The organism is Paenibacillus sp. 2TAB19, assembly GCF_052115185.1.
Taxonomy (GTDB): Bacteria; Bacillota; Bacilli; order Paenibacillales; family Paenibacillaceae; genus Pristimantibacillus.
The window spans coordinates 24,847-38,804 of sequence record NZ_JBFRGE010000065.1 but is presented as its reverse complement, the minus strand read 5'-3'; the positions used below and the strand labels follow the sequence as shown (position 1 = coordinate 38,804).

The window sequence follows — 13,958 nt, the reverse complement described above, 5'->3', positions numbered from 1 at the left end:
CCACAGATGTTCTCTTAAATGACCTTCTTGTTTCATTCCTAATCTCTTCATTACATTCGCAGAAGGAATATTGCCAGGACGGCAAGTTGCATATATCCGATGAGCATGAAAGGTTTCAAATCCTAGCTTCAATATCGCATGCGCCGCTTCTGTCGCATACCCTTTTCCCCAATAATCCGGGTTAAAGCTGTATCCGACTTCAGCGTTATGATCCGTCACATAAATACCACAGCCGCCGATGAGAAGGTTAGAATCTTTCAGAACAACAGCGAATTCATAGTCGGTTCTGCCCTCTGCTTGTTGCTTGCTTATTTGCTCCTCTACGTATCGTATAGTGTCCTCTTCTGTATTCGGTCCCCAAATGGTATACTGCGTTACCTCATCCTTGGACGCGTATTCATGCACTTGCTTCCAATCCTCATATATGAAATCGCGAAGGATCAGTCTCTCCGTTTCGATGCGCATAACCAGTCCCCTTTCATATCTCTACTTTTTAGTTGTTGCTTCCAACCATTTGGCTACCGTATCTACAAGCTCTGCTCTTTTGGACTCAACATCATTCATACTCGTTAATTTAATTATGGCTCTGTCGGCCGCCGCCCACTCTAGCAGCCTAGAAGTATCCTCTAATTGAGACTTGATGTCTATATTCTGTTGTACCTTAGCCCCTGTATGCAAAACAAGCCGAATAAAACCTTTCCCCTGAAGGTTAAAGGTGATTCGATCGTCATTATTGAAACAAAAACTAGGCGCATTCCATTTGATTTGTTCTGTAATTTGGTCATCCACACTTAGAATCAATGCGCGAACTTCCTCAATGACATCCTTCATTGGATGCTCGAGCGCATTCATAAACTCAGCTACTCTTTCTTGACCAAAACGTTTATTAGCAGCTATTAGTATTCATCCTTCCTTGAAAACTTTGGTATTTGATATTAGCATAGTGGCTAATGCTCTAATTAGATACCCCGCATAAAAACCAGATGTATTAAGAATTAAATCATCGATATCAAACGATCTTCTCAGGATGAATCCCGACGTGCTCAATATAGCTTGAACGACTTCTATACTTAGTGAAACGGAAAATCCTAGTGGAGGGGCCTCGCTCATTTTAGAATGTCTGTTTGCGGCGGAGCAGGAGCAATTTCTACGTTTACGATTTGTCTCATTCGTTTCGTTAAGCTTAATTCTAGCTCTTGTCCGACATTGTATTTCCCGATCTCACTTCTTAAGATACGTATTCTTCGTATCTTTCCATTTGGTTTGATGACTTTTATGATTTCATTATTTACATGTAACACTTGAACCTTCATCGTTTTTATATCCTTCTTGATTAAATCAAGAGATATTAATATAGTAAGCACCACATAGGCTAAGAAGAGAACTGAAAATATTATTGTAATTATCGTTCGCTGGTTCGTATAATTCAGAACGACTTGAGTTGCTGTAAGTAAGGAAAAGCAAATAGAATTAATAAGTAATAATCGGATTGAGCTTCTATAACTTCCCATCGCTGAGCACCAGTCCATTCGTTTTCTCAATATTTATTCAGTTCTGAGCCAAACCTATTGCGTAAGTCTTTATAGTAATCCGACATGCCTGCTCTTAAAATACTTATTCCTTCCGTAACGCTCTTCATATTCTCTTCGTCATTCATATGATTCCTTGCATGCAGCAAAACAGGCCTTAAAGATTCCACTGAATTCCCTAACCGATACATCCATTCATATCTGGGAACCATCCATAAATGAAAATGGTGCGTAGTGTCCTCATTATAGAAGTAGTAAACCTTCTCGATTCCCAGTCGATTTCGTTGTTCTTTCCTGATCTTGTGAATCAATGATATATACTCCAGCTGCTCTTCATCGGTTAATTCATCCATGCAGTAGAAGTGTCTCTTTGAGGCCAAAATAACTAACCCTCGAATGGGATAAGCTACATCCTGATGAACGTGAAAATTGCTCGACTCATAAATCACTCCACCAGTAGGAGCAATCAATCCGCTGGTCAAAGCGCAGCTCAAACATTCAACCTCAACCAATCTTCCATCAGCCAATGTAATTTGTCTCGGCATTGTGCACTGTAATCTCCTTTTCGCTCACTTCTAAGCAGTAGATATCCGGGTTCTTCATTTGCTTCCATTCATTAAATCCAAAATTCTTAACGTAATGTCTGATGATCAGAGATAATAATGCTCCATGAGTTACGACTACCAAATTTGTTGCCGGCAGCTCTATTAACTCATTGATTACCGCTAATCCTCTTCTCATTGCTTCGTTCGATGACTCTCCACCTTCAAACTTTAAATCCAGATCATCATAGGTTTGTTCTAACTTTATAAGCCAATCACCAAGCTCAGCAGTGCTTAGGATTCTTTCCTTTAATCGTTCATCGATTGAGATCTCTCTTCCTATAAACTTCGAAAACGGTTTGATCGTATCTATAGCACGCACATACGGACTTGAAACAATGATTTCGATCTTTTTATCCTCAAAAAAATCTACAATCGTACATTCAGCGTCCTCCTGCCCTTGCCCTGTTAATGGCGCCTCCGGTTCTTGTCCTTCTGCCTTGCAGTGTCTAACAAGATAAATTTTCTTCATTGTGCCACTTCCTTTTGGACAATGGATATAGGTACTTTAATATGATCAGTACCTACAACTTTGTAACCATTTCTAATAGCCGATCCAACAGCTACTCCTACTTGAATGGCCTCAGTCGGATTTACATTTTGATCGGGCATGATATCAATTACAATCGTTCCGCTACCCCCTGACGTTGGTAAATAGCTGCGATCTCTGCCTATTTCAATGCTCGTGGTCCATTCCACATCCGTGTCTGCCGTTGTCCATGTAGATATGTGCTCATTTGGTGTGGTATTAGTTGCATTTTCGGGATAGCTGCTCGTAATGTTCGCAACAACCCAGTGAGCAGGCAATGAAAAAGAAACGCCGCCCCAATCATCAGGGTCTATCTCGATATATGCAACAATCCGCATACCTTCTACTTTATCGCCTTCTCCCTTAACAAACACAGTCCCCTTGGATGAAGTTATAAGGTCAGTCGAATCTGCACTTACGCTAAACGATTTGGTCTGAATGATGTTCTCATTGTACATTGAATTGTGTATTAGCTTATCTTGCTTGGATGATTGCAAAAATATAATAAACGTCACAGCGGCCAGCAATACGACGACCATCACAATGTATCTCGTTTTTATACTCATAACTGCCTCCCTTTGTCACAGTGGATTCAAAGATATTGTCGCTTTCTCCAATTCCCCTTGTTCGTCCAGGTGTCTCAATGTTAGATCAACATCTTCTTTACTCACACTCTTAACAATGATTAGATGTCTAATATTGAATCCTGGAGGTTCTAGATTGGGTTTCTCGAAATGTCTTACTAATCTTTGCGGCGTCGTTATAATGCACCAACGTCTTTCTCCATTACTAAAAATAATCGTTACTTCAATGAGATCAAAGTCGTCTAAATCATCATCAAATTTCCAGTGTCTAAGGACAGGGACCTCAACCTCTCCCTCTGTGAAATAATCCTTGCTGATCCACACTCTTTTATTGTGGTTTCCTATCACTCTATATTTATCCTCGTCTTCTGTTACGACTAGATAAACATTACCTCTTGTTATTGCGTGGCCATACACACCAATACTTGTGCATGTAACCAATCTTTCATCCATATAGTCACATCCAATTTCAATAATTGCTTCTATTTGAATATGCGTTAGAAACTTTAAACTGTGTCATAATGAATTAGCTCATTTGCCAGAAAATGTTACTCAATGAATCCGTACTTTGGACTTTCCATTACACCATTTCGAAGAGTATCGGAAGCCTAATCAGCTAAAGTACAAGATCACCTTTTCGTTACAATTAGTTCCATGGAATTATCTTTCCAGTATACCAGTTGTGCAATTTTTGGAATACAATAAAAAGGCAGTTTCAGCAGCAAATCAACTATGGCTGACCAATCAGCATTCGAATAAAATACTTTGAACTAGATTAACTGGAATTTCTCCCGTTACTTCTGTGCTCACCATGTACTTTTTATCAAATAGATGGAATACCTCCCGTTAATATCGTCGATCTTCAAACAGATCGGGTATATCATAGAAATTAACTTGAGAAATTCCAGTTATTCTGCATTTCCACTTGATATTCAAATAAATAACAGGAGTAATTCCCCCTATTCCAATACAAAGAAACTTGTCGTATCAAAAAAACCGCATTCCCGCGCAGACAGCGTGCGGAAATGCGGTTCTTTTCTACTTTCCAATCGGCAGCCACTGAAGTGCGCGCTGGACAGTCATATCCCAGAACGCCCAATCGTGGCCGCGGCCTTCGTACTCTTCATAAGTCAGATCGATTCTATTCGCGAACTGCTCATGGAAAGCTTTATTCACTTCAAAGTTATGATCGGCCGTGCCGCAAGCCTGATAGAAGCTAGGAAGCTTCACGCCCGCCTCAAGCCGCTCTTCGAGCAACCAGGACAAGTCATTCTCGCTGCGATCGTATTCTTCAACGGTCCCGAGCGATAACTTCGCCATTCGCAGCAGAATGGAATGAGCTGCCGCAGGACTGTCGATCAGTCGATTCCGCTGACTAAGGCTGCCCGATAGGCTGGCAACGGCAGCGAAGCGCTCGGGATACGTAATACCGAGCTTGAATGCGCCATAGCCGCCCATGGATAACCCCGCAGCGAACGTATCTTCTCTTCGGTTCGATAGCGGGAAGAACTGCTTCATCAGCTCCGACAGTTCCTCGCCGACATAGGTGAAGTATTCGAGACCCTGCTTCTGATTCGCATAAAAGCTGTAATGGACGGAAGGCATGACGACGACGATTCCCAGATCAGACGCATAACGCTCGATAGCCGTATTTCTACGCCATGCCGTATGGTTATCCGATGCGCCGTGCAGCAAGTATAGCACCGGATAAGCAGGCTTTCTGCGCCCACCCTCTAATCCTCTCCCGCTAACAGACTGCTGGGGGACAATGACGTCAACCGAGGTTGCCATCCCTAACGACTCCGCGAACAATTCTACCTGCATAAGTGCCAAGACGCATCATTCCTCTCTCTTAACCTCTAACTCTAGTTCTACTAGAAAGGAGACGAGAAGTAAACGTCCGAATACGAACCGGCTATACCGGATAGATTATGAGCTTTCACTCTATAAAAGGCTGCTTTCGTATGCACGCGAGTCGGATCGATCCAGCTCTCGGCATGATCGGCTTCCCGCTTGTCGTAGACGACCGTCCACGGCCCTTCCTCGCCAGCTGTCGAACGCTCGACCGTATAGTAGGCACTGCCGACAGATCCGCGCAGCACAAGCGCTGAACCCGCCTGTAAAATAACCGGCGGCTGCGGCATGGCATGCTCCGCCACCTCTAAGCCCGTCATCCGATACGCATGGGCACGCAGCTCTTGCACCCGGCCCATGACGTCTTCATTGATACCCGTTCCCGGATAATGGACGGAGAAGCCGTCAAAATGCTGAACATATCCTCCATTATCGCCATGCGGGAATAATGACCAGAACAGCGTGCCCGTTACTGCTTCTTCCGCCTCGGCAGCAGCGGTGAATGCCCATAGATCGGCATCCGGCCAGCCGTATTCGCCTTGGATGTATACTTTGCCCGCCGCCTGTACCACAAGCGCGTCTGCTACCGTTTTCTCCGCCGAAGCCGGATAGTAATGAACATCCATAATGTCCAGGCTCTTAACTTCAAGCTTTTCGGCGTCCAACTGGAACTGCTTGCCGTGCGCGACAAGATGATTGCTATCCAAGCTCTTAATAAAGTCTGCAATATCCGTTACCCACTCCACGGTCGCGTTGTTCAACTCATTGCCAAGCTCCCACGCCATAATCGTAGGGTCGTCCTTGTAAGCAACGCCTGTTACCGTGTTCACGCGAGTAACGACCTGTTCGATGTAAGCCTTGAACATCCGTACGCAGCCTTCGTTCACATAGAACTGATCGGCATCGTCCAAGCCGTTCCACCGTACGAAGGTCAGCCTTCCGCCGTGATAGTAATCCCAGTTGCAGACGAAAGGAATAATGAGCTTCAACCCGCGCTTACCCGCTTCGGCAATGGCGAAGTCGACTCGGCGAAACGCCTCCTCGTTATAGACGCCGGGCTCGGGCATAATCGCCTTCGGATTGCCATGCGACGCGCCGAGCGTATGGGAGCGAACAACATTCGCCCCCATCTCAAGCGCCGTATCGAGCGCATCGATCACCCGATAAGGAGTCGGCCAATCTACGCCGTTCACGTTCTCATCCAGCCCAAGCCAGTATATATTGGGACCGGCGAAGCGGAACGACTTGCCGTCTAACATCAGACGCGAGCCTTCTCTTGTTACAAATGTAGTTGAACTCATATCTAATCAATCCTTGCTATTTGTAATTAATCCTCGTTGCTGCCAAAAGCATATATCTTTATTTCCGGCAAAATCTCTCCCTGCGCTGATTGCTCCCCATCCTCCGTCAAAAACAGTTCTCCCGCCCTCCTCCGGCAGGTCATGCGAACGATGCGGCTTTCCCCGGGAAATAAAGTGAAGTAGGCATCGCTTGCTGTGATCCAATACAGATCCGTTTTCTCTTGCGGATAAATATGAAGCGCTGCTGTCGTTCCTTTATTCTCGATCAAGTAGCTCCGTTCCAGCACGCTTGCGCCTTCGCCAACTTCGGCGGAAACTAGCCTCCACGTCTCCAAAGCCGTCATCGCTACAGACGCACGGCTCAAGCTCAAAGCTGGTTCATACAGTGCCCCTTCATGCGTGGAGAAAATATAAGGAGCTAGCAAGTCCACGCTTCTATCCGGTAACCCCATACGAAGTCTGACGTAGAAGAGACCGTCATCCGTTGAAGGCACCGGGCAATCAAGCTCGCCTAGACATACGGCAGCGTCAGGTCGGCTCATCGCCGACCATGTGCCGCTATAAAGCAAATTGCCTGCCGTATTCAGAACCTCCGCATGGACGGTCACCGGTACGCTGATCCCATCCGTCGCTGCATAGACGGGCAATGCCAACCGTTCCCCAGTTGCATAATGAAGCTTGCGATAGCTGATCCACGCATGATTCGGCGCGAATGGCTGGCGTGCCCAATAATATGCCATCTTCGTCTCGTTGTAGTAATCAACGAGATTCGTGCAGCTTACATTCGGCCATGGCTCGTTCAACTGCCAGATTAGACTGCCGCTATTGCGGAATGCCCTTCGCCGATTGGCCTCCAAAATAAATCGTAAGCCCTCGGCTTGCATCCACTGGCTCATATCCGCGAAGAGCGAGAGCGATCCGATTGAGCCGAACATCTCTAGATCGCGGTCATACGTATCCCACCATTCCCCGTGATGGCGCCAGACGAGACTATCCCTCATCGATACCGGCTCACGCCAGCGCTCGCCGATGAACTTGCGTATGCTCTTCACCGAGCTTAAGCCGTCGACGCCGAACTCGCTATGGAAGAGATGGTCGGCATCGCTGTACAGCTCGTAATGTCCGGGATTTCCTTGATACTTCCAATGGCCGTGCACATCATGGCTGACGCCCTTCTCATGCGTGATATATTGCACCGGCCCCGACGCCGATGTCGGCAGGAACAGCCGCTGCGCGTCATGCTCGGCGACGAGCGCCTTCAGCATCGCCAGATTCTTGTCCTCGTAGGTGGACGGGACGTTCGGCGCGCTCATCAGCTCATTCCCGCCGCTCCATACGGCGAGACTGACATGGTTGCGCCGTGTCTTAAGCGCCTGCACTGCAGTCCGACTAATTAGCTCCAGAAATGCCGGCTTCTTGGACGGCTCGTTATCGACCCCGGAGCTCGACTGGATGAACTCCTGCCAGATCATCAGCCCATGCCGGTCGCACAGTTCATACAAATACGGCTTCTCGATAATGCCGCCGCCCCATATGCGGAGCATGTTCATATTCGCTTTCTTAGCGAGATGAACGAGCCATTCATAGCGCTCAGCTCCGACGTTGCCGTATAGATGGTCGAGCGGCGTCACGTTCGCCCCGCGAATATAGATGCGCTGCCCATTGATGACAATCGTATAAGGCAAGGCGTCTTCCGGGCTATCCTCGTTCTGCACATAAGCAATGGATCGGATGCCAATCCGCTGCTCCCAAGCGTCATATAAAACGCCGCGGCCGATTATCCGCGCATGCAGCGCATATAGCGGCTGCTCGCCGTAGCCGTTGGGATACCAGAGCTGCGGATTGTCGATCGCAAGCTGGAACGTCACATTTTCCAAACCGGAACCCACTACGACATCCGCTACGCAGCTTCCGACTTCCTTGCCCTCTGGGCTGACGACCGTCACATGCAGCTTCGGCTGATCACCAACAGCGGCATCGCCATTCCCGGCAGTCGAATCAACCGTGAAGCGCATATCGACCATACCTTGTCCGCTAACCGCATCCACATCCGTATGAACAGCAACTTCCTTGATCGAATACGTCTGTTTAACCTCTAGCACGACATCGTCCCACAAGCCGATATTCACGAGCCGCGTAGAGAAATCCCACTTATAGTTGAAGCGGCTTTTCTGCGTGAACGTTTCCGAGGTTTTGCCGATCTGCCCCATCTCGTCGGGCGCATGCTTCAGCACGATGAGCAATTCTACGCTCTCGCCCTCCGCGCTCAGACCCGTTACCGGAAATCTGGCAGGCTCATACATCCCTCGATGCTCCCCAAGCAACCTCCCGTTCCAATAGATAAGCGCCTCGTAATCGATCCCCTTGCATACGAGATCGATGGCCTGCACCGAAGCCGAGGCTTCAAGAGCTGGCATCGCGAACTCAGTCCGATACACCCACCAACGATTTTCGACCCATTCGCAGCGGATGCTGTTCAAGTCCTCGTACGGGTGCTCGATATGCCCAGCTCGGAACAAGTCCTGATGAACGCCTCCCGGTACGGTCGCCGGCATCCATTCCGTCACGCCGAGCAGCTCATTGCCGATCTCCATGCTCGTCCCCTTCAGCGGGACCCAAGGCCAGAAGCCTTTCAGCTCCCAACGGCAATCGCGAAGCGACAATTCCTTAGGCATAGCTCGTTCCCCCTAGCCTTTCACCGCGCCGTTCATGACGCCGGAGAAAATATACTTTTGCAAAAAAAGATACAGCAGCACGGTCGGAACCATAATGATCAGAATCGCCGCGCATATAAAGCCCCACTCCGCCTGGTTGTTGCCCGCGAAGCGCATGATCGACGTCGACACGACGACCAGCTCCTGCTTCGGCATATAGAGGAACGGAATGTACAGCTCGTTGTATATATTGATCGTTTTCAAAATAATAAGCGTCGCCGTCGCAGGCCCAAGCAACGGGAAAATAATGCTTCTATAAATACGGAACAAACTCGCTCCGTCCATCATGCCGCTCTCGTCGAGCTCGTACGGAATGTTCTTGATAAACTGTAGATAGATATAGATCTGGATGACGTCCGCTCCAATAAACAATAGAATCGGCGCGCCGAGCGAATTGTACAGACCCAGCGACTGGATCAAGGAGAAGACGACGACCTGCGTCGTAATCGTCGGGATGATCGTAGCGACTAGGAACGCGCCCAATACGACATTTTTGCCGCGAAAATCAATTCGTCCTACCGCATAAGCAACCATCGTGCCCAATATCACGTTGCCGATCAAGGAAGCGACGACAATGACGAGCGTATTGCCGAAAGCATCGATGATGTTCGCCCGTTCAATGACCGTCGCGAAGTTGTCGAAGTTGAAGAAGCTCCTCGGAAGCGCGAACGGACTTGCATTCTCGTTCTCGCCTTTGAAGGCGTTAACGAACACGACATAAGGCRGGAACAACACAATGAACACCGCGACTGCCAGCAGGACGTACTTCAGTCCGTGGACCAAATCCCATTTTTTCGCCGACATGCGTTATTCCCCCTTCYGGTTGATGACTGTATTCTGGATGCCCAGTATGATTGCGGTTATAAGCAACAGTACGACGCTCATCGCCGATGCCAAGCCAAAGTTGTTGAATTGGAAAGCCGTCTCGATCGTCTTCATGAGGAACGTCTCGCTGGCACCGGCCGGTCCGCCCTTCGTCAGCACGAACGGCAGATCGAATACCGCAAGCGCCCCGCTCAAGGTTAGGAACATGTTGAGCTGAATGATTTTCGTCAAGTTAGGCAGTGTTAGGTACCATAAAGTCTGGAATCGATTCGATCCGTCGATCTTGGCCGCCTCGTACATATCGCCTGGAATCGACTGCATCGCGCCCAAGTAGATGACCATGTTGTAGCCCATGAAGCGCCAGAAACCGATCGACGCGAGCGAAAAGTTGACGATCGACGTATTGCCAAGCCAGCTCTGCTGCAGCGACTCCAGGCCAAGGAAGCCTAGGATCGCGTTCAGCGAGCCGTTCGTCGTATCGAATACATATTGGAACATAAAGGCGACAGCCACTGCGTTCATAATAAAGGGAAGAAAGAGCATGACGCGGAACACGTTTCTTCCTCGAAGTGTCGAATTGAGAATAACGGCAAATACGATTGCGATAATGTTCTGAATAATGCCGATAATGACGTATGGAATCTGATGCAGAAATACGCCGAACAAGTCTGGATTTCTGAATACTTCCTTATAGTTCTCGAAGCCGAGCCAATGGCTCGCATCGCTGATGCCGTCCCAGTCGGTGAAGCTTAAGTAGACGAGTCTGACGGCTGGATAATACGTGAATAACAAGAGCAGCGCGAGCGGAATCGCGAGGAAGCTGACGAGAATAAGCTTCCGCTGCGTTTTGTAGGGCATGCTGTTCATAGAATAGGTTCACTCCATTTCCTTTCATTACGAGGGCGGATACATTTAGCCGCTCAAAGCAAGAAGGTGGATTACCCGGCATTCCCGCCCGATAACCCACCTTCGCCTCTCGAAGCTGCGTTTAAGCGCCTTGCCTTACTTTACGATCGCTTTTTTCGCTTTTGCCCACTCTGCGTTGTACTTGTCGAGAATCTTCTGCGGATCCTTCGCCAGCACGAACTCTTGAGCGAACGCTTCCTTCGTAATTTGAGCTTTGTTCACGATTTGCGTCGTTACTTCGTCATCGGATACGGCTTCGATATAAGTCGGATTGAAGCTGTTGAATTCAGCCAATTGAGCCACGTTCGGCGCTTTGTCCTTAAGTACCGGAATGAAGCCCGCGAAGTCGTCGAAACCCGATTCCTCCAGCATCCATTTCACGAACGCTTTAGCCGTTGCGAGGTTTTTGCTGTCCTTGTTGACGCCATAGCCCCAGTCCGGAGCAAGCGCAACGTTCAGCTTGCCGGAATTGTCATACGGAAGTGGGAAGAAGCCAACATTGTCGTCCATCGTACCGCTTTGAACCACTTGCGGAATAACCCAGTTGCCAAGCATGAACATGGCGAACTTACCGCTTGCCACATCCTTCTTCGATTGCTCCCAGTTCGTCGAGTTAACGTCCGGCTCCAGGTAGCCTTTCTCGTACATCGTGCGGATAATCGTCATCCCTAGACCGTAAGCGTTGTCCATCTGGTAAGGAGCGTCGGAATCTTTGCGCTCATTGTTCAGATTCGCATTGCCGGCGATCGAAGTCGGCACTTCGGAACCCCATGGGTAGAGCGGCCATTGATCCTTGAAGTTGGATGCCAACGGCACGATGCCTTTCGCTTTCAGCTTCTCGGCTGCCGCGTAGAACTCGTCGAGCGTTTTCGGAACGGCCGTAATGCCCGCATCTGTAAACGCTTTCTTGTTGTACACGATGCCAGTCGTCGTCGCGCCTGCCGAGATGCCGTATACTTTGCCCTCATAGGCTTTATAGTCTTTGAAGTAGATGCGGTCGTTCAGACCCAAGTCGTCCAGCGGGGCAAAATATTTCGGTAGGTCCGAGTTCGGAACTGTCGGAATAAGCACAACGTCAGGGAACTCGCCGGAAGCGATACGAATCTTCGTCGTTTGGTCCAGATCGGTAACCGCCTCGAACTTCACGTCCGCGTTCGGATATTTTTCTTTGAAGCGTTTTGCGTAGTCCACGTACTCCTTGTCAACCATGTCCGTACGGTTCGTCAGGAAAGTGATCGTGCCGCTAATGTCTTCGCCGCCAGCTTCTTCACCGCCGCCGTTGTTCGCCGGAGCGTTCGTGCTGGTGTTGTTGCTGCCCTCGTTCTTGCCATTACCGTTACCACTATTGCCGTTTCCGTTGCCGCCGCACGCTGCTAGAATAACCATCAGCATGACAATCGTCAGTAAAGACAACATCGATTTTTTCATGGTGTTTCCCCCTAAAAAATTATTATCGATTACACTTATGAACTTTAACATACTGAAACTTTTAATTCAACATATTTTAATTTAATTTAACTAAATTTATATTTTTAAGTTCTTCCGTAGGTTAGCCGCCGATTTCTCCGCTACTCACGAACCGGCAAACTACAGTCCCACAAAATAACTGGAAAAACTCCTGTTATTTCGCCACGTTCTCCCCCTGTTTATGTAATAGCTGGAATAACTCCCGTTAATTCAGTTGAAATTTCCGTTAACTCGATAGATTGCTGAAATTAACGGGAGAGACTCCAGTTATTTTTCTGTTGTCTCGATATTCCGTCGAATTAGCGGGAGGAAATCCCGTTATTTTCACTAATATCTGCTACAAATCCACGCAAAAAAACACCTGTCGCGATGACAGGTGTTCCTCTAGTTTAATACGTTAACGCTGCTCGATCACTTTGACTGATGCGCGCTCCATCAGCGTCGTTGACAGCAATACATGCTCCGGCGTGCTGTCGGGGCTCTCGATCCGGCGCATGATCATAAGCGCGGCGCGGCTGCCGATATCGGCCTTTGGTACGCGAACCGTCGTAAGCTTCGGATGCATGAATTCGGTCAGCGTCAGATCGTCGAAGCCGATGATCGATACGTCGCTCGGACAGCTTAGGCCCGCTTTGCCAAGCGCCTTCAGCGCTTCGAAAGCGGTCAAGTCATTCGCGCAGAACAGACCGGTGACGGGATCCGTTCCCTTCACCTGCTCTTGCAGCGCCATATCGAACTCGTCCGCTACGTACATGCCTTTGCCGCTGACGCCAATGCCTTCAATGCTGCAGAAGCTCGCTTTGCTCTTCTCGGCTGCCGTGCCCTTCCGGTTGAAATCCCGGATCGCTTCCTCGAAGCCGCGGCTCCGCTCCCTGAAGCTCCACGACGTATCCGCATCGCCTACGAAGCCAAGTCTTCGATGGCCGGCCGCAAGCAAATATTCCGTCGCTTGATAAGCGCCAAGGAAGTTGTTCGCCAGCACATGATCGATCGACGCATCAAGCAAATTCGCATCCACCATCACGAAGGGGAAGCTGCTTGCCTTGAGCGCCTCGATATAGCTGTCCGGCAGATGTCCCATCACGACGGCGCCATCCACCTTATTCTCGTATATGCTTGAAGGAAGCCCCTCTCTTGGCGGGAGCGCGATATCAATGCTCGACAGAATCATGCTGAAGCTATGATTCGCCAGCTCCTTCTCGATGCCATGAATGACCTTTCCCCAATATTCCATATCGTCCAAGTACGCGCGCGGCATCAATACGGCGAGATTGCCGGTGCGTGCGGACGGAGCTGGCCTGCGCGGATTTTTCAATCGATAACCCATCGCTTCTGCCGTCTCCCAGATCGTTTCCTTCGTTCCCTCGTTGACCGCCGGATCGTTGGACAACGCCTTAGAGACGAGCGCCTTCGAGACGTCGAGCTTGTCCGCAATCATTTGGAGCGTAACTTTCTTAAGCAACCGTAATCCCTCCTCCCAGTTCATCTCTCTTAATTACATACAATATAGAATCCTTCAACAAATTTCAACACATAACACGCAATTAGCCAAAAAAATATTGCACATGCTCACACAATAGCATCCGTCCGCCTTGCTACTGCCTCTATCCGCCTACCTAAATCAAGCTGCAGCATACGGACATCACA

General features: G+C 48.8%; 15 protein-coding genes. All 15 read right to left on the bottom strand.

Translation table 11 applies throughout. The features are described from left to right. A partial coding sequence (locus tag AB4Z33_RS23370) for a GNAT family N-acetyltransferase (protein ID WP_442052199.1) occupies positions 1 to 465 on the bottom strand: 465 nt, incomplete at its 3' end. Positions 466 to 486: 21 nt separating this feature from the next. Further along, positions 487 to 852 (bottom strand): DUF1801 domain-containing protein, encoded by a 366-nt coding sequence (locus AB4Z33_RS23365; RefSeq protein WP_442052198.1) that lies wholly within the window; start codon positions 850 to 852, stop codon positions 487 to 489. A 51-nt stretch (positions 853 to 903) separates the two neighbouring features. Beyond that, positions 904 to 1,110: a VanZ family protein gene (locus AB4Z33_RS23360; protein WP_442052197.1), complete on the bottom strand. Its 207-nt coding sequence runs from the start codon at positions 1,108 to 1,110 to the stop codon at positions 904 to 906. Further along, positions 1,107 to 1,313, bottom strand: a complete 207-nt coding sequence (locus AB4Z33_RS23355; protein ID WP_442052196.1) for a hypothetical protein — start codon at positions 1,311 to 1,313, stop codon at positions 1,107 to 1,109. Before AB4Z33_RS23355 ends, AB4Z33_RS23360 begins: the two co-directional genes overlap by 4 nt. Positions 1,314 to 1,537: 224 nt before the next feature. Then, a complete protein-coding gene (locus tag AB4Z33_RS23350; protein WP_442052195.1) occupies positions 1,538 to 2,074 on the bottom strand; it encodes an HIT family protein in 537 nt (178 codons plus the stop codon). Continuing rightward, positions 2,049 to 2,603 carry a histidine phosphatase family protein gene (locus tag AB4Z33_RS23345; RefSeq protein WP_442052194.1) on the bottom strand — a complete coding sequence of 185 codons (555 nt, stop codon included), beginning with the start codon at positions 2,601 to 2,603 and terminating at the stop codon, positions 2,049 to 2,051. Before AB4Z33_RS23345 ends, AB4Z33_RS23350 begins: the two co-directional genes overlap by 26 nt. Further along, positions 2,600 to 3,226, bottom strand: a complete 627-nt coding sequence (locus AB4Z33_RS23340) for a hypothetical protein (RefSeq protein WP_442052193.1) — start codon at positions 3,224 to 3,226, stop codon at positions 2,600 to 2,602. The genes AB4Z33_RS23345 and AB4Z33_RS23340 overlap by 4 nt, the downstream gene beginning before the upstream one ends. 15 nt (positions 3,227 to 3,241) lie before the next feature. Next, the gene (locus AB4Z33_RS23335) at positions 3,242 to 3,697 is read right to left on the bottom strand and encodes a hypothetical protein (protein WP_442052192.1); all 456 of its coding nucleotides are present in this window, start codon (positions 3,695 to 3,697) and stop codon (positions 3,242 to 3,244) included. A gap of 585 nt (positions 3,698 to 4,282) precedes the next feature. Beyond that, positions 4,283 to 5,068 carry an alpha/beta hydrolase gene (locus tag AB4Z33_RS23330; RefSeq protein WP_442052200.1) on the bottom strand — a complete coding sequence of 262 codons (786 nt, stop codon included), beginning with the start codon at positions 5,066 to 5,068 and terminating at the stop codon, positions 4,283 to 4,285. A gap of 50 nt (positions 5,069 to 5,118) precedes the next feature. Beyond that, positions 5,119 to 6,399, bottom strand: a complete 1,281-nt coding sequence (locus AB4Z33_RS23325) for a cellulase family glycosylhydrolase (protein WP_442052191.1) — start codon at positions 6,397 to 6,399, stop codon at positions 5,119 to 5,121. A 26-nt stretch (positions 6,400 to 6,425) separates the two neighbouring features. Next, positions 6,426 to 9,074, bottom strand: a complete 2,649-nt coding sequence (locus tag AB4Z33_RS23320; RefSeq protein WP_442052190.1) for a glycoside hydrolase family 2 protein — start codon at positions 9,072 to 9,074, stop codon at positions 6,426 to 6,428. 12 nt (positions 9,075 to 9,086) lie between these two features. Next, positions 9,087 to 9,917, bottom strand: coding sequence for a carbohydrate ABC transporter permease (locus tag AB4Z33_RS23315; RefSeq protein WP_442052189.1), 831 nt, complete (start codon positions 9,915 to 9,917; stop codon positions 9,087 to 9,089). A gap of 3 nt (positions 9,918 to 9,920) precedes the next feature. Further along, positions 9,921 to 10,805 carry a carbohydrate ABC transporter permease gene (locus AB4Z33_RS23310; RefSeq protein ID WP_442052188.1) on the bottom strand — a complete coding sequence of 295 codons (885 nt, stop codon included), beginning with the start codon at positions 10,803 to 10,805 and terminating at the stop codon, positions 9,921 to 9,923. 135 nt (positions 10,806 to 10,940) lie between these two features. Then, a complete protein-coding gene (locus AB4Z33_RS23305) occupies positions 10,941 to 12,272 on the bottom strand; it encodes an ABC transporter substrate-binding protein (RefSeq protein WP_442052187.1) in 1,332 nt (443 codons plus the stop codon). Positions 12,273 to 12,708: 436 nt separating this feature from the next. Beyond that, positions 12,709 to 13,773: a LacI family DNA-binding transcriptional regulator gene (locus AB4Z33_RS23300; protein WP_442052186.1), complete on the bottom strand. Its 1,065-nt coding sequence runs from the start codon at positions 13,771 to 13,773 to the stop codon at positions 12,709 to 12,711. Positions 13,774 to 13,958: the final 185 nt, after the last annotated feature.

Coding starts and splice junctions, on each gene's coding strand:
- AB4Z33_RS23340 (WP_442052193.1), bottom strand. CDS start 3,226: ATGAGTATAAAAACGAGATACATTGTGATGGTCGTCGTATTGCTGGCC.
- AB4Z33_RS23355 (WP_442052196.1), bottom strand. CDS start 1,313: ATGAAGGTTCAAGTGTTACATGTAAATAATGAAATCATAAAAGTCATC.
- AB4Z33_RS23335 (WP_442052192.1), bottom strand. CDS start 3,697: ATGGATGAAAGATTGGTTACATGCACAAGTATTGGTGTGTATGGCCAC.
- AB4Z33_RS23320 (WP_442052190.1), bottom strand. CDS start 9,074: ATGCCTAAGGAATTGTCGCTTCGCGATTGCCGTTGGGAGCTGAAAGGC.
- AB4Z33_RS23350 (WP_442052195.1), bottom strand. CDS start 2,074: ATGCCGAGACAAATTACATTGGCTGATGGAAGATTGGTTGAGGTTGAA.
- AB4Z33_RS23365 (WP_442052198.1), bottom strand. CDS start 852: ATGAATGCGCTCGAGCATCCAATGAAGGATGTCATTGAGGAAGTTCGC.
- AB4Z33_RS23330 (WP_442052200.1), bottom strand. CDS start 5,068: ATGCAGGTAGAATTGTTCGCGGAGTCGTTAGGGATGGCAACCTCGGTT.
- AB4Z33_RS23325 (WP_442052191.1), bottom strand. CDS start 6,399: ATGAGTTCAACTACATTTGTAACAAGAGAAGGCTCGCGTCTGATGTTA.
- AB4Z33_RS23360 (WP_442052197.1), bottom strand. CDS start 1,110: ATGAGCGAGGCCCCTCCACTAGGATTTTCCGTTTCACTAAGTATAGAA.
- AB4Z33_RS23345 (WP_442052194.1), bottom strand. CDS start 2,603: ATGAAGAAAATTTATCTTGTTAGACACTGCAAGGCAGAAGGACAAGAA.
- AB4Z33_RS23305 (WP_442052187.1), bottom strand. CDS start 12,272: ATGAAAAAATCGATGTTGTCTTTACTGACGATTGTCATGCTGATGGTT.